This window comes from Streptomyces sp. S186, assembly GCF_051603415.1.
In the GTDB taxonomy this organism is placed as follows: Bacteria; Actinomycetota; Actinomycetes; order Streptomycetales; family Streptomycetaceae; genus Streptomyces.
On sequence record NZ_CP193932.1, the window covers coordinates 603183 to 619118 of the forward strand.

The 15936-nt window shown below is 76.5% G+C and carries 8 protein-coding genes and 1 pseudogene; 8 read left to right on the forward strand and 1 reads right to left on the reverse strand.

What is annotated here, in order from left to right:
• Positions 1-163: 163 nt before the first annotated feature.
• From ACRAS8_RS02660 to ACRAS8_RS02685, 6 genes and pseudogenes are all read left to right on the forward strand, one after another.
• Positions 164-577: a CU044_2847 family protein gene (locus tag ACRAS8_RS02660; RefSeq protein WP_438484113.1), complete on the forward strand. Its 414-nt coding sequence runs from the start codon at positions 164-166 to the stop codon at positions 575-577.
• A complete protein-coding gene (locus ACRAS8_RS02665; protein WP_438484114.1) occupies positions 577-2781 on the forward strand; it encodes a trypsin-like peptidase domain-containing protein in 2205 nt (734 codons plus the stop codon). The genes ACRAS8_RS02660 and ACRAS8_RS02665 overlap by 1 nt, the downstream gene beginning before the upstream one ends.
• Entirely contained in the window at positions 2778-3728 is a 951-nt protein-coding gene (locus tag ACRAS8_RS02670; protein WP_438484115.1) for an AAA family ATPase, read from the forward strand. Before ACRAS8_RS02665 ends, ACRAS8_RS02670 begins: the two co-directional genes overlap by 4 nt.
• Positions 3729-3731: 3 nt before the next feature.
• Complete coding sequence (locus ACRAS8_RS02675; RefSeq protein WP_438484116.1) at positions 3732-7253, forward strand: SAV_2336 N-terminal domain-related protein; 3522 nt, start codon at positions 3732-3734, stop codon at positions 7251-7253.
• Between the two features lie 122 nt (positions 7254-7375).
• Positions 7376-9478, forward strand: a complete 2103-nt coding sequence (locus ACRAS8_RS02680) for a SpoIIE family protein phosphatase (RefSeq protein WP_438484117.1) — start codon at positions 7376-7378, stop codon at positions 9476-9478.
• 141 nt (positions 9479-9619) lie between these two features.
• Positions 9620-12048: pseudogene (locus ACRAS8_RS02685) on the forward strand (SpoIIE family protein phosphatase).
• A 15-nt stretch (positions 12049-12063) separates the two neighbouring features.
• On the opposite strand, the gene ACRAS8_RS02690 reads toward ACRAS8_RS02685, so the two are convergent.
• A complete protein-coding gene (locus ACRAS8_RS02690) occupies positions 12064-13482 on the reverse strand; it encodes a tetratricopeptide repeat protein (RefSeq protein ID WP_438484118.1) in 1419 nt (472 codons plus the stop codon).
• Positions 13483-13613: 131 nt separating this feature from the next.
• On the opposite strand from ACRAS8_RS02690, the gene ACRAS8_RS02695 reads away from it, so the two are divergent.
• Both ACRAS8_RS02695 and ACRAS8_RS02700 read left to right on the forward strand, forming a co-directional pair.
• Positions 13614-14804, forward strand: coding sequence for a CaiB/BaiF CoA transferase family protein (locus ACRAS8_RS02695; RefSeq protein WP_438484119.1), 1191 nt, complete (start codon positions 13614-13616; stop codon positions 14802-14804).
• Positions 14805-14908: 104 nt separating this feature from the next.
• A complete protein-coding gene (locus tag ACRAS8_RS02700; protein ID WP_438484120.1) occupies positions 14909-15868 on the forward strand; it encodes a trypsin-like serine peptidase in 960 nt (319 codons plus the stop codon).
• The last annotated feature ends 68 nt before the right edge of the window (positions 15869-15936 follow it).

Here is a 15936-nt window from a genome sequence, read left to right on the forward strand (position 1 = left end):
GCCGGACGCGCGCGGCGGGCCGGCCGGGTGCTGCGGCTCCCGCGGGAATCATCACGGAAGGTGGTGCGTTGACCGCGTAGTGCTCCCGCCGGGGAGTGCGAGGTGCGGCCGGCGATCCGGCCGTTCCGCTGTCATGATCGCCGCCGGTCGGCACAATGGGAGCGTGCCGAATCACTCTGAACTCACGCTCGCCGATGGGACATCCATCCGTCTGGAGCTCGCTCCGGCGCACGGCGCGCCGCAGCAGGCCGCGCCGGCGGGCGCCCCCGCGCCCGGGCCGGACGGCGGCGCGGCGACCGACCTGCCGGACGGGATGGGGCCGGCGGTGCCGGTGGCCCGCGGCGGCGAGCGGGCCGCGGCGACCGCGGTGGCGGCGCTGCGCACCACGCTCCGGCCGCTGGGCCCGTTGCTCCAGGAGATCCATGACGCGGTCACCGCCTCCGAGCAGCCGCCGGACGAGATGTCGGTGCAGTTCGGGGTGCAGGTCGGCCAGGACCTGAAGCTGGGCATCGTCGGCGCCAACGGGCAGGCGTCCTTGACGATCACGGCTACCTGGCGGCCGCAGCAGGCCCGGTGATGGGCTGGTTCCGTGCCCCGGGGCCGGGCGGCGGGGCCGGCGCCGAGGGCCCGGCGGACCCCCGCCACCGCGTGGTCTCGGTCCTGAGCGCGGCCGACGGCCGGTCCGCCGGGGCCGGTGTGGTGCTGGCCCGCGATCACCTGCTGACCTGCGCCCATGTCGTCAACGACGCCCTGGGCAAGGGGGCGTTCGAGGCCGCGCGGCCGGACGGCGCGGTGCTGCGGGTGCGGCTGCGCGGCCCCAGCGGGCAGGTGACCGGCGAGGCGCGGGTGGTCCACTGGCTGCCGCCCCGGCGGCTCGACGGCGGCGAAGGGCCGCCCGGCCCGGGTGAGTTGGAGTGGGCGGGCGACCTCGCGGTGCTGAGGTTCAGCCTGGCGGAGCCCGTCCCCGCGCAGCGGCCGGCGGGGCCGCCGGTGCCGGAGTTCCGGGCGATGTGCGTCGGGCAGGCGGTCCGCGCCTGGCACGGCAGCGCGCACGGGGGGACGTTCGCGGAGGTCCGGGTGCGGTCCTGCGACGGCCGGGTGGGCTATCTGGACGGGGCGCTGTCCGGGATGGCGATCGGGCCGGGCTACAGCGGCGGGCCGCTGTGGTCGGACGCCGACGACGCGGTGGTGGGGCTGGTCGCGGCCGCACTCCTGCCACCCCTCGACCCGGTGACGGGCCGTCCGCTGCCCTACGAGGCGGGGCACCTCACCCGGCGCAGCTGGGGCATCCCGTGGCAGCGGATCGAGGACGAGCTGCGGGCCGCCGGCGCCGGTGCGCTGCTGGGCCGGGCGGAGCCGGAGCCGGACGGCGATCCGGCCGAGGGGGTGCTGGCGGATCTGCTCGTCAACGTCTTCCCCACCCCGGTCTCCCGGGGCGAGTTCGCCCGGGCGGTCGCCGAGCGCTGCGGGCTGGGCCACCGGACGCGCCCGGCGGCGCCGACGACGGAGGAGTTCGCGCGGGTGCTGGTGACCGAGGAGCGGGCGCTGGCGGCGCTCACCGAGGCGCTGCGCTCCCGGGACCCGGCGGCGGTCGAGTCCCTGCTGGCCGCGGGCCGGCTGTCGCCGGTGCCGCGGCTGCTGTCGCCGCGGGAGCACGAGCGGCTGCGGTCGCTGCTGGACGCGGTGCCCGGCCCGGTCGCCGCGCAGGTTCCGGAGGCCGTGCGGGCCGCGCTGCCGATGGCCGCCGGACTGCCGCACGGGACGGTCCCGGCCGGTGAACTGCTGGGCCGCCTGGAGCGGTTCACCGGTGACAGCCGTTCCGGCCCGTCGGAGCAGCGGGTGCCGGGCCTGCTGCGGGCGGTGGAGTTCGTCGCGGTGCTGTGCCCGGCGCCGGAGCGGGCCCGGCTGCGGCTGTGGGCGGACGGGGTGGCCGCCCGGCTCGGGATCCCCACGGGTTCGCTGCGGGAGCGCCGGGCGGACGCCGAGGAGTGGGCGCGCGGCCGGGCGCGCCGTAGTGCCCCGCCACGACTGCTGGTGCATCTGGGCACCGTGGGCGCGGACGCCTTCCGGCTGCGACTGTGGTGCGACGACGGGACGGGGAGCGGGCCGCACCGCACGGACACCGGGCCCGACCGCGACCGCACCGCGGCGCAGGCCGCGCGGGAGGTGCTGCGGGAGCTGGCGCGGCTGTGCCGGACGGATCCGGACGCCGGCCGTCCGGTCGTCGAGGTGCTGGTGGACCGCGACGGACTGGAGATACCGGTGGACGAGTGGGAGTTCACCGAGCCGGGCGGGCTGGTCCCCGGCGTCCTCGGCGCGGAGTACGCGCTGGTGGTGCACTGTCCGGAACTCCTGCGCCGCAACGAGCGTTTCCTCTCCGACTGGCGCCACCGCTGGGAGCGACTGGAATCCGCCGATCCGCTGCGGCTGACCGGCGCGACCCAGGTGCGCGAGGTCTACGGCATGCTGCTGGAGCGCCGCGATGCCGCCCGGGTGTCGGTGGAGGTGCCGGCGCCGGTGCGGCGGGAGGTGGTCCAGGTGTGCCTGGCGATGGGGGTGCCGGTGGTGCTGTGGGACCGCGCGGCGGCGCAGGACGGCTCACCGGCCGTCCGGCAGGTGGCCGGCGCGCCGGCCCGGGCCCTGCCCGAGCAGGTCCGCTCATACCGCGCCAAGACCCTGCACAAACCCGCCGACCACACCGGCAGGCCGGTCCTCGCCTGGGCCGACCCGGACCGTGCCCTGCCCGAACTCCAGCTGTCCGAACCGACGGAGGCACCGTGAATCCCGAACCCACCGCCGACTGGCGGCTGTTCAAGGGCGACGGCAGCCGGCACCGGGCCGTCCTGCCGCCCGCCCCGCCCTGGCGCCGGTTCGGCCCCCGGCGCGGCGGCGCTGGACCGCTGCCGTATCTGATCGCCCCGGAGCACGCCGACGTGGTCAGCGCCGCGCTCCACCTGCGGCGGCCGCTGCTGGTCACCGGGCCGGCCGGCACCGGCAAGTCCTCGCTGGCCCGGGCCGTCGCACACGAGCTGGATCTCGGCGAGGTGCTGCGCTGGCCGGTGAACAGCCGGGCCGGCGTGCAGGACGCGCTGTACCGCTACGACGCCATCGGCCGGCTGCGGGAGACCACCCTCAGCCGCGACCGGGGCGAGGCCGAGCCGTCCATCGGGAGCTTCGTCCGCCTCGGGCCGCTGGGCACCGCCCTGGTGCCGGGCCCCCGCCCGCGGGTGCTGCTCGTCGACGAGCTGGACAAGGGCGACGTCGATCTGCCCAACGACCTGCTGACGGTGTTCGAGGAGGGCGTCTTCGAAATCCCGGAGCTGGCCCGGCTGCCGGAGGCGCAGTCGGTGGTGGAGGTGTTGCCGGCGGATTCCAATGACCCGGTGCGGGTGGAGCGCGGCAAGGTGCTGTGCACCGAGTTCCCGGTGGTGGTGATCACCAGCAACGGGGAGCGGGACTTCCCGCCGGCCTTCCTGCGCCGCTGTGTCCGGCTGGACCTGCCCACCCCCGACGAGGAGCGGCTGCGGGCCATCGTGGCGGCGCACCTCGGGGACGAGTCGCTGGCGGGGGTGGACGAGGTGCTGCGGGAGTTTCTCCGGCGCCGCGGCCGCGACGAGCTCGCCACCGACCAGCTGCTGAACGCGGTGTTCCTGCGCACCGGCGGCGTCGACCTCGATGCCGAGGGGCTGTTGGACGCGGTGCTGCACCAACTCGGCGGGACCGTCTGAGCGATGGCGACGGACGGGGGCGGGGCGCGGGCCGGCGACGGCGGGCGGGTGGAGCGGATCGGTGCGGCGCGGGCGGTGTTCGCCGCGGCCGGCGTCGAGCTGGACCGGCATGCGCTGCTCGACGCGCTGTGGCTGGCCGGCCGACTGCCCGCCGGGCAGGACACCGCGCCGGTCGCCCGCGCCCTGGGCCTGACCGCGCCCCCGTCCGCCGGGGCGACGGCGGACGATCCCCCGCCGTCCGCGCCCCCGTCCGCGCCGCCGCGGGCCGAGGCGGCCCCGGAGGGCGCCCCGCGCGACGTCCTCCCGCTGGACCGCCTGGGCGGTGATCTGCACGCCGCGCCCGCGCCCTCCGCGCCCCGCAGCCCCCGGACGCTCAGCAGCGTGCCACCGCCCCCGCCGAGCGGTGCCGCGCTGCCGGTGCGCGCCCCGGAGGCCAAGGCGCTCCCCGGTGAGCTGCGCATCGGCCGGGCGCTGCGCCCGCTGCGGCAACGCCGGGCCACCACGCGCTTCCAGGAGTTCGACGAGGCCGCGACGGCCGCGGCACTGGCCGAGAGCGGGCTCCCGGACGTGGTGTTGCGGCCCGGCCAGGAGCGCTGGCTCGACCTGGTGCTGCTGGTGGACGACGGGATGTCGATGCTGCTGTGGCGCCGGCTGGCGGTCGAGTGGCGGGTGATGATGCAGCGGGTCGGCGCGTTCCGCACGGTCCGGGTGCACGGGCTGGACACCCGCGGCCCGGACGCCCCGGTGCTGCGGGGCCGCCCGTTCGACCCGGACGCCGGCACGCTGTCGCCGTCGGTGCTCGCCGACCCGTCGGGCCGGACCCTGGTGCTGCTGCTCAGCGACGGGATGGGCGCGGCCTGGCGGGACGGCCGGCTGCACCGGCTGCTGGCGCGCTGGTCGGCCCAGGGCCCGGTGGCGGTGCTGCACGCGCTGCCGCCGCGGCTGTGGCGGGGTTCCGGCATCCAGGCCGGCCGCTGGCGGGTGACGACCCGCCGGCGCGGCGCCGCCGGCGCGTCATGGAGCGTCAACGACCCGGTGCTGCCCGCCGAGTTGGCCCCGTTCCGGGGGCTGCCGGTGCCGGTGCTGGAGAGCTCGGCGGGCGCGGTCGCGGCCTGGGCGCGGCTGCTGGCCTCGGCCGGCGGGACGGTGGAACTGCCGCTGCTGGACGGCCCGGTCGGCCGGGCGCCCGGCCCGCCGGCGGAGGACGGCACGGACGGCGTCCGCCGGTTCCGGGCCGCGGCCTCCCCGGAGGCGTACCGCCTCGCCGCCCACCTCGCGGCGGTCTCCCCGGCCTCGGTGCCGGTGATGCGGCTGGTGCAGCGCGCGGTGGAGGCGGACACCGCCCATCTGGCGGAGGTGTTCCTCGGCGGGCTGATGCGGCCGGTCCCGGCACCGGTGGCCGGTCCGCTGCGGGACCAGCACCGGATCTTCGACTTCCCCGACGCGGTCAGGTCCGCGCTGCTGGACGCCGTCGCCACCCCGGAACTCCTGCGCACCGGGCGGGAGATCGGCCGCCGGCTGAACCAACTCGCCGGCCGCTCCCCCGACTTCCCCGCCTGGCTCGCCCACCCGGACGGGATGGACCGGCTGTCGGCCGGCTCGCGGGCGTTCTCGTCGGTGGAGCGGCGGCTGCTGGCCCGGCTGGGCGCCTCGTTCGCCACGGTGCCGGAGGAGGACGACGGCACGGAGCCGGTGGGCCCGGACGGCTGGCGGCCGCTCTCCGCCCGCGATCCGCGCCGGCTCGGCCGCTACACCCTGCACGGCCGCCGGCTCGGCACCCGTTCGCTCGTCTACCTGGGGCGGGACGCGCGCGGCGAGGAGGCCGCGCTGCGCGTCGTCCGGCCCGATGTCCCGTCCGACGAGGCACGGGCGCTGCTGGCCACGGAGGCCGTCGCGCTGCGCCGCCTGGGCGGGCAGTACGCGCCGCGGCTGCTGGAGGCCGACCCGGACGGCGAGCCGCCCTATCTCGCGATGCGGGTCTACGCCCCGTCCGACGACCCGGACGCCGGGCCGCCACCGCAGTTGAGCGCGCTGCTGCGGCCGGGCAACGGCCCCCGGCTGCGGCGCGACACCCTGCTCTCGATCGCGTACGGCTGGCACCTGGCGGCCGCGGTGAGCCTGTGCCATCTGCAGGGCCTGGTGCTGCCGGAGCTGACGGAGCGGTCGGTGCATGTCGTCGGGCGCTCGCTGATGCTGACCGGCCTGGGCCGGTGCGTGGTGGACGGGGAGTTCCGGGCCAGGGGCGCCGAGGCGGTGCCCACGAGGGCGGACAACGTCCGGTCCCTGGGGGAGATCCTGCGCCGGCTCGGCGACAAGAACCGCGCGCCGCTGGCGGCGGGGGTCGGGGACATGGCGCTGTGGCAGGGGGACACCTGGCGCCCGCTGCGGGAGATCGTCCTCGCCTGTCTGGCCGGGGACCCGGCCGCCCGCCCGACGGCCGGCCAGGTCGCCGACTGCTTCGCCCGGTACGTGCCGATGGCGGCGGAACTACGCGACGACCGCGGCGCGGGCGCTCCGCCGGCGCCCGCCACGGAGGACACCGCGGCCGGCGCGCCCGACGGCACGGGGCCGGGCCCGCTGGACCCGCGGTCCCGGGCGCGGTGGGCGGCGGCGCTGGACTCGGCCCGGCCGGTGGCCCGCCGCCGCGTCCTGTTCCGGGGCCGGGACGCCAACGAGCGGAAGCTGACGGCGATCCGCACGCCGCTGCCGTCCAGTCACCGCACCACGATCGTCGGCGTGGACGCCGGGGTCGGCCGGCCCACCGTCACCGTCGCCCTGGGGACGGTGCTGGCGGACGCCCGCGGCGGCGGGGTGATCGCGCTGGACGCCGGCCAGGGCATCGGCAGCCCCCTGGCCCGCCGGCTGCATCTCGACGGCCACCCGGGGGCACGTGCGGACCTGCTGCCCGCGCTGCCCACGATCCGGGAGTACGAGGAGGTGCTGCCGTTCACCGTCACCGGCCCTTCGGGGCTGCGGGCGCTGCTCCGCCCCTTCGGCGGGACCGTCTCCGCCCCGGTCCACGACGCGGAGTACCGCCGGACGCTGGAGCTGCTGGGCCGGCACTTCCCGGTCGTCCTCGCGGACCGGGCGGCGCTGCGCAGCGAGCCGCTCCGGGACACCGTGCTCGCGCTGACCGACCGGCTGGTCGTGGTGGCGCGGCAGGCATGGCCGGACCTCCACCGGGCCGAGCGCCTGCTGGCGGAGCTGCGGGCCCGCGGGTACGAGGCGCTCGCGGACCGGGCGATCCTGGCCGTCACCGATCTCACCGGCCCGGAGCACGCGTTGCGGGACGGCTGGGTCCTGGAGCGGTTCGCCGGCCATCCGGGCGGGCTGGTCCTCGTCCCCTACGACGCGCGCCTGGACGACCAGGGGTACGACGGCCTCTCGCCCAAGCCGGGGTACCGCGAAAACGGCTTCGACCTGGCCCGGCTGCGGTCCCGGACGTACCAGGCGTTCCTGGATCTCGCCGCGCTGGTGGCGGAGGACTTCACTCCCGGCGACGGGGCCGCGGGGGGCGCGGAGTGAGGGTGCGCCCGTACTGCGGCGCCGCCGCGCGGCCCGCCGAGCCCGCGGCGACGGCCGGAACTGCCGCCGGCGGCCCGGCGGCGTAACGTCAGCACTGTGCCGCGGCTGTGGGCAGGTGCGCCATGACGACCGGTGGGACCGGGGAGGCTCCGCTGGGTCAGGAACTGCTGCGGACGATGGCGGAGACCGGCGCCTCCGCCATCGTGGTCTACGAGCTGGCGCCCGACGCGCCGGTGCTGCGGCTGACGGCGCTGAGCGGCATCCCGACCCCGGTGCTGGACCCCTGGCTGCGGATCGCGCTGGCGGCCCCCCTCCCGGTCGCGGTGGCGGCCCGCCGGCAGCGCCTGGTGTGGGCGGCCGGCCACGGCCGGCTCGCCCGGGACTTCCCCCGGACCGCGGTGGCGCTGCCCTACGACTTCGCGCTGGGCGCGGCACCGCTGAACGACGGGACCGGCTGCCGGGGCGCGGTGGTGCTGCTGTGGCCGGCCGGGCACCCGGCGGAGCTGTCGGAGGCCGAGCGCACCGCGTTCGAGAGCGCCTGCCGGCGGCTGGCGGCGCTGCTGCCCCCGCCGGGCACGACGGAGACGCCGCTGGTGGTGCACAAGCCCCCGGCGCGGACCGTCGATCCGGCCGAGGCGCTGGCCAGCGTCGACTACGTCGAACGGCTCCCGGGCGGCGGCTGCGGGCTCGACCTGGAGGGGCGGGTCACCATGCTCAGCACCGGCGCGGCGGCGCTGCTGGGCGTGGACGCGGCCGCGCTGCGCGGCGCCCGCCCCTGGGAGGTGCTGCCGTGGCTGGCCGGCCCGGTCTTCGAGGACCGCTGCCGGGCCGCGGTGATGAGCCGCCGCCCGGCCGCGTTCACCGCCCGCCGGGCGCCGGGGCAGTGGCTGGCGTTCCGGCTGTTCCCGGACGGCCGCGGGGTGAGCGTGTGGATCAGCGACGCGGACGAGGAGACCGACCCGGAGGCGCGCTGGCCCACGGAGGTCATGCCGCTGCGGGCCGCGCAGATGTACCACATACTGCATCTCGCGGCGGCGCTCACCGAGGCGGTGGGCGTCAAGGACGTCACCGACCTGTTCGCCGAGCAGATCGTGCCGGCCTTCGGGGCCCAGGGCATGCTGATGTACGCCGCGGAGGCGGGCCGGCTGCGGACCATCGGCCAGCACGGCTATCCGCCGGAGGCCGTGGAGGCGTTCGAGGGCCTCCCGCTGACCAGCGCGAACTCCCCCACCGTGCACGCCCTGGCCACCGGCGAGCCGAGCTTCTTCGGCTCCGTGGAGGAGACCGAGGCCCGCTTCCCGGGGCTGGCGGCGCTGACCGGGATGGCGGCCCGGGCGGTGCTGCCGCTGATCGTCTCCGGCCGCCCGGTCGGCTGCTGCGTGCTGGCCTACCGGCATCCGCGGACCTTCAGCCACCAGGAGCGGCAGGTGCTGACCTCGCTGGCCGGGCTGATGGCCCAGGCGCTGGACCGGGCCACCCTCTACGACACCAAGCAGCAGCTGGCGCAGGACCTGCAGGCGGGACTGCTGCCGCACCGGCTGCCTCCGGTCCCGGGCCTGTCGGTCGCCGCCCGCTATCTGCCCTCCACCCGCGGGATGGACATCGGCGGCGACTTCTACGACCTGATCCGGCTCGACGCGCACCGGGTGGCCGCGGTGATCGGCGACGTACAGGGCCACAACGCGGCGGCCGCCGCCCTGATGGGCCAGGCCCGCACCGCCGTGCACGCCTTCGCGGCGGCCGGCGCGGCCCCCGACGAGGTGCTGAACCGCACCAACCGGCTGCTCGCCGACCTGGATCCGGAGCTGTTCACCAGCTGCCTCTACGTCCATCTCGACCTGCGCACGCACCAGGCGTGCCTGGCCAGCGCCGGGCATCCGCCGCCGGTGCTGCGCCACCCCGACGGGCACACCGAGGTGCTGCGGGTGCCGCCCGGGCTGCTGCTGGGCGTCGCGCCCGACACGTGTTTCGCGGCCACGCCCGTCCCGCTGCCGCCCGGGGCGGTGCTGGCGCTGTACACCGACGGGCTGGTCGAGCGGCCCGGCCGCGACCTGGAGGAGGGGGTGGCGGACCTGGCCGCCGATCTGGCCGCGGCGCGCCGCCCGGACCCCGGCGGTCTCGCCGACGCCGTCCTCACCCGGCGCGGCACCCAGGCGGAACGGCTGGACGACGTGGCGCTGCTGCTGCTCGCCCCGACGGACGACGGACCGGGCGGTGCGGCGTGATCCGCCGCGCCGGGTCGCGGGGCAGGCGGGACGTCCGGCACCTGGGGAGTCCGAAAGCCCCGGGGCCAGTACCCTCAGATGGGGTAAATACCACACATGAGGCATTGGTCCGGATCGTCCGGCAGAGACGGAACGGCTGAGATGGTGGACTTCGAGGAGCACGGCCACGGCGGGCGGCCGGCGGCGCCGCTCGACATCGCCGACGCCGCCCTGGTGCTGTGCGACGCCCGGGGACGCGTGGAGAGCTGGCCGGACGGCGCCGTGCGGCTCCTCGGCCACCCGGCCGCCGACGTGGTGGGGCGGGCCGCCGCCGCGCTGCTGGTGCCGGACGACGCCGCGCGGCTGTCCGGGCTCGCCGCCGAGTGTGCCGGGCGCACGGCGGCTGGAGCGGCGTGCTCACCGCCCGCCGCAAGGACGGCGCCCCCCTCGACGTCATGGTGCAGCTGGCCCGGGTGACCGACGGCGAGGGCACCGCGCACTGGCTGGTGGTGGCCGCCGAGGCGTCCTCGTTCCCGGGCTGGGAGATGAGCCGGGCGGTGCTGGAGAAGCTGCTGATGCAGACGCCGGTCGGGATGGCCGTGGTCGACACCGACCTGCGGTTCGTCTGGTCCAACCTCGCCCTGGAGCGGTTCGGCGGCGGCCCGGCGCGGGACCGGATCGGGCGGCGGCTGGCCGACGTCCAGCCGGGCCTGGACGCCGAGGCGCTGGAGGCGCAGATGCGGCGCGTCCTGGAGAGCGGCGAACCGATCCTGGGCTACGAGCACATCGGCCGCCCGCGGTCCGAACCCCACCACGAACGCGCCCACGCGATGTCCTTCGTCCGGCTCGACAACGGCAACGGCCGCCCCCTCGGCGTGTGTTACACCGTCATCGACATCACCGAGCGGTACCGCAATCGCCGGCGGCTGACCCTGCTGGACCGGGCCGGCACCGCCATCGGCCGGTCCCTCGACGTGCTGCACACCGCGCAGGAGCTGGCGGACGTCGCGGTGCCGGACCTCGCCGATTTCGTCACCGTGGACCTGCTGGACTCGGTGATCCGCGGCGGCGACCCGCTCACCGGCCCGCCCGGCGACGCGGACCGGGTCGCGCTGCGCCGCGGCGGCCAGCAGTCCGCCCGGGCCGGCCTCCCCGAAGCGGTCGTCGCGGTCGGCGACCTGGCGTCGTACCACTCCTGGTCCCCGCCCATACGGGCGCTGGCCGACGGCAAGTCGTGGCGGGTGGAGTGGCTGGACCCGCACGGCGCGGAGTGGACCGCGGACCTCCTCGGCGGCCGCCGCCGGCACGCCCTGCGCGAACAGGGTCTACACACCGCGATGGTGGTGCCGATCCGGGCGCGCGGCACGACGATGGGCGTCACCAGCTTCTTCCGCGGCCGGGGCCGCGAGCCGTTCGGCCCGGACGACCAGCGGCTGGCCGAGGAGTTCGTGGCCCGGGCCGCGATCTGCCTGGACAACGCCCGCCGTTACACCCGGGAGCGCGAGGCGGCGCTCACCCTCCAGCGCAGCCTGCTGCCCCAGGACGTCGCCGAGCACAGTGCGCTGTCCCTGGCCACCAGCTACCGGCCCGCCGACGAACTGGCCGGGGTGGGCGGCGACTGGTTCGACGTGATCCCGCTGTCCGGGGCCCGGCTGGCGCTGGTGGTGGGCGAGGTCCGCGGGCACGGCATCGGCGCGATCGCCACGATGGGGCGGCTGCGCACCGCGGTACAGACCCTCGCCGCCCTGGACCTGCGCCCGGAGGAACTCCTCGCCCACCTCGACGACCTGGTCGGCCGGGTGTCGGAGGAGGGCGGCCAGGCCGACGCCGGCGCGGTGGGCACCAGCTGCCTGTACGCGGTCTACGACCCGGTCGGCCGCTGCTTCACCATGGCCGGCGCCGGGCACCCGCCGCCGGTCATCGTCGCCCCCGACGGCACCGCCGCCTTCGCCGAGCTGCCGGTCGGCCCCCAACTGGGCGTCGGCGGGCTGCCGTTCGAGGCCCTGGAGGTGACGGTGGAGGAGGACAGCCTGCTCGCGCTCTACACCGACGGGCTGCTGGCCGACGCGGGCGCACCGGCCAAGGAACGGCTGCTGCGCGCGCTGACCGCGCCGGCCGACTCCCTCGACGCGCTGGGCCGGTCGGTGCTCGGCGCGCTGGTGCCGCCGCGCCAGCACGACGATGTCACCCTGCTGCTGGCCCGGACCCGCGGTCTGGCCCGGGACCGCTTCGCCTCCTGGGAACTGGCCGCCGACCCGGCCGTGGTGGGCCGGGCCCGCGAGATGGCCGCCCGGCAGCTCACCGCATGGCACCTGCCGGACCTGGAGTTCACCACCGAGCTGGTGGTCAGCGAACTGGTCACCAACGCCATCAGGTACGGGTCGGGGCCGATCCTGCTGCGGCTGATCCTGGAGCACACCCTGATCTGCGAGGTGTGCGACGGCTCCAGCACCTCCCCGTACCTGCGGCATCCGCGGACGACCGACGAGGGCGGCCGGGGGCTGTTCCTGATCTCCCAGTTCACCCACCGCTGGGGCACCCGCTACACCACCGACGGCAAGATCATCTGGGCGGAGCAGCTGCTGACCTGAGCCGCCCGGCCCGGCTCACCCCGCCGGCGCGGCCCCCGCCGCCTGCGCCGCCGCCCGCGCCCGGGCCGCCGCCGCCCGCTCCGGCGCCCCCACCTGCTCCTCCAGGCGGGCCTTGGCCGACCAGTTGTAGGGGCAGACCGGCCGCAGCCGGCTGCGTTCGCTGAGCAGGGTGCGGGCCAGGTCGTGGTGGCCGGCGCGCAGCGCGGCCTCGACCAGGGTGCGCTGGACGGCGTCGCGCTGGGCATGGCTGCCGCCGAAGTCGTGCAGGCGGTGGCGGACCGGCAGCAGCAGCTCGGTGGCGCCGGCGAAGTCCTTGCGGCCGTAGGCGAGCAGCGCCCGGCAGACGGGCAGGCCGGTGTCGGCGGTCATCGCGCGGTTGGCGGGTGCCCGGCCGGCCGGGGTCCGCGCCAGCCACTGCTCGCGGTCCCGGACGAGCCGCTCGGCCCGTTCCAGGCGGCCCGCGCCGACGTACGCCATCACCGCGTGGGCGTCGTTGAAGGCGTAGTGCGGGCCGTCGTCGCGGCGCTCCCAGGCGTCGGCCAGCGCGGTCCAGCGGGCGCTCTGGTCGTCGTCGGCCAGATAGAGGCGCCACAACAGGGCCGCGGCGTTGACGAGTTCCAGGGCCCCGTCCTCCGCGTCCGGGTCGTGCAGGGCGGAGTCGTAGATGTCCAGGACCCGGCCGTTGTCGCCGCGCTCCAGGGCGTAGAGGGCGTAGTGCCACCAGGTGTGGCCGGCGAGCAGGCTGTCGCCGGTCCAGGCGTCGGAGCGGGCGTCCAGGAAGCGGATGCCGTCGGTGAACCGTCCCCGCATCTCGTAGGTGTGCACCACGCCGTGGATGCCCCAGACGTCGTGCGGCGCTCGCTCCAGGGCCGCGAGGCCGGTCTGTTCGGCGTGCTCGTAGTGGCCGTTCTCCTCCAGGCCGAAGGCGTACATGCCGAGCAGCGGACCATAGTGCGGATCGTTCTCGTCCCAGGAGTCGAGGGCCCCGCCGACCCGGTCGCGCAGCAAGGGCGCGTTGCCCACGAGGAAGTCGAGGTGGTGGCCGGCGAAGAGGGCCAGCAGATCGCGGGGGTGGGCGATACCGATCTCGTGGAGGATCCGGCCGGCGGTGCGGAGGTCGCCGGCCAGCCCGGCCTCCGCGGCGGCGAGGTGCATCTGCTCACGCGGGGTGAGCCGGCCGGGGTCGAGCTCCGCGCAGAAGGAGGTGAACGTCTTGTGGGCGGCCGCCGCGGCCTGCTCCTCGGTGGCCAGTACGCCCAGGTGGGCGGCGAGCGCGTGGCCCATGGGGGAGCGGGGCGCCGCGGTCAGCACCGCCCGCGCGGTCTCCTCGACCGCGGGACGGAAGAACAGCAGGTCGTCCAGGGCCTGTTCGTAGTGGCCGAGGGCCTCGGCGCCGGTGTCGGTCATGGTGTGCCCGTGCCGGTCGGCTGTCATGGTGACTCCTGCGGGTCGTGGGGGGTACCGCGGGATCCTGCCGGATCCATGGATCCCTCGGTACGGATCCACGGGCACATAGGTACCCCTCCCGCCCGTCTCCGCCCCGTCTCCTCTGGAAAGGTCCGCCTATGCTCCCCCTGGACGGCATCACCGTGGTCGCGCTCGAACAGGCGGTCGCGGCGCCCTTCGCCACCCGCCAACTCGCCGACCTGGGCGCCCGGGTCATCAAGGTGGAACGCCCCGGGACCGGCGACTTCGCCCGCGGCTACGACGAGACGGTGCGCGGGATGTCCAGCCACTTCGTCTGGCTCAACCGCAACAAGGAGTCGATCGCGCTGGACGTCAAGCGCGCCGCCGACGCCGCGGTACTGCGCCGGCTGCTCGCCCGGGCCGACGTCTTCGTGCAGAACCTCGCGCCCGGGGCCGCCGAACGGCTGGGCCTGGACGCCGAGGAGCTGGTGGCGGCCCACCCCCGGCTCGTGGTCTGCGGCATCTCCGGCTACGGCACCGGCGGCCCGTACGCGCACGCCAAGGCGTACGACCTGCTGGTGCAGTGCGAGGCCGGGGCGATGTCGCTGACCGGCACCCCGCGGGAACCGGCCAGGATCGGCATCCCGGTGGCCGACATCGCCGCCGGGATGTACGCCTACACCGGGATCCTCACCGCCCTCTACGAGCGCGAGCGCACCGGCCGGGGCGGCGCCTTCGAGGTGTCGATGCTGGAGGCACTGGGCGAATGGATGGGCTACCCGGCCTACTTCACCCGCTACGGCGGCACCACCCCGCCCCGCTCCGGAGCCGAGCACGCCGCCATCGCCCCGTACGGGCCCTATCGCGCGGCGGACGGCGGGCGGGTCTTCCTCGGCGTCCAGAACGAACGGGAGTGGGCCGCGTTCTGCGCACAGGTGCTGCAACTCCCCAAGCTGGCGGCCGATCCGCGCTTCGACCGGAACTCCGCCCGGGTCGCGCACCGGGAGGAGCTGCGGCAGCGGATCGAGGAGCGGTTCGCGCGGCTGCCCGCCGAGGAGATCGAACGGCGGCTGGCCGGCGCCCGGATCGCCCACGCCCGGCTGCGGGACGTCGCGGAGTTCACCGCGCACCCGCAGCTCGCCGCCCGGGACCGCTGGCGCACCGTGGACTCCCCCGTCGGCCCGCTGGACGCCCTGCTGCCGCCGGTCACCGTCGCCGGCCGGGAGCCCCGGATGGACCGGATCCCGGCCCTGGACGAGGACCGGGAGCACATTCTGGCGGAACTCGACGCCACGGAACGGAAGACGGAACTCGACGCCACGGAACGGCAAACGGACGGCAACCGCTGACGCGTACTCTGGCCAGCCGCCTGCCGCCGTACGACCATGTCGGCGCCGGCCCGCACGTCCGGCTCCGGACGCCAGGGCCTCTCCTCCTCCGAAAGGACCCGTCCATGGGCAGACCCCTCGCCGCCCGCGGCAGATCGGCCGCCGCGCCGCTGGCCGCCCTGCTGGTGCTCGTCCTGGCCCTGCTCGCGGTGCCCGCACCGCCCGCACACGCCGCCGCGGCGCCGGGCGGCCCGGCCTCCGGCGTCGACAAGTACTGGACCGCGCGGCGCATGGAGGCCGCCGAACCCGTGGTGGAGAAGGGGGCGAAGACCGCGAAGACGCGGCCGACGGCCGCACCGGTCCCGCCCAGCCACCCCTTCCCCGGCCTGCCCCAGGTGGGGACGTTCTTCTGGACGGACGGCAGCAACACCGGCCGGTTCTGCGGCGGCACGGTGATCCGCAGCCCGCACCGGAACCTAGTCCTCACCGCGGGCCACTGCCTGCTCTCCCCCGACCCGAAGAAGTACCTCTCGTTCGTGCCGCAGTACCACGACGGGCTCAAGCCGCACGGCATCTACCCCGTCGAGCGGATCTACCTCGACCAGCACTACTACGACCTCGGGACGGACGGCGGCGCCCGCTGGGACTACGCGGTCGTCCGGGTCGGCCCGCGCGAGGACGGCGCCCAAGTCCAGCGGATCACCGGCGGTTTCGACCTCCTCCCCTACCCCGGGTACGACCACCCCGACGTCCGCCTCATCGGCTACCCGGGCAGCAGCGACGCCCGCTACCCCGAGCCGCTGGACTGCTCCTCCGCCACGCACCGCTACACCAGCACGGACCCGGCCGCCCCCGGCGACTTCCTGGAGATCCCCTGCGCCGGCTACATCGGCGGCACCTCCGGAGGGCCGTTCCTGGTACGGGACTTCGGCGGCTACGCCGTCATCGGCGTGATCGGCGGCTACCACACCGGCGGCGACACCCCGGACATCTCCTACAGCCCGTACTTCACCCTCGACACGCTGCTGCTGTACCTGCACGCGGTACGCGGCGACACCCCGGCGGCACCGCGCCCCGCGGCCTGACCCGCCCCCACACTCCGGGACCATCCGTTCGTCTGTTCTTCATCCGGTGGACGCGGCCGAGTCCACCC

Coding starts and splice junctions, on each gene's coding strand:
- ACRAS8_RS02675 (WP_438484116.1), top strand. CDS start 3,732: ATGGCGACGGACGGGGGCGGGGCGCGGGCCGGCGACGGCGGGCGGGTG.
- ACRAS8_RS02690 (WP_438484118.1), bottom strand. CDS start 13,482: ATGACAGCCGACCGGCACGGGCACACCATGACCGACACCGGCGCCGAG.
- ACRAS8_RS02665 (WP_438484114.1), top strand. CDS start 577: ATGGGCTGGTTCCGTGCCCCGGGGCCGGGCGGCGGGGCCGGCGCCGAG.
- ACRAS8_RS02700 (WP_438484120.1), top strand. CDS start 14,909: ATGGGCAGACCCCTCGCCGCCCGCGGCAGATCGGCCGCCGCGCCGCTG.
- ACRAS8_RS02695 (WP_438484119.1), top strand. CDS start 13,614: ATGCTCCCCCTGGACGGCATCACCGTGGTCGCGCTCGAACAGGCGGTC.
- ACRAS8_RS02680 (WP_438484117.1), top strand. CDS start 7,376: ATGACGACCGGTGGGACCGGGGAGGCTCCGCTGGGTCAGGAACTGCTG.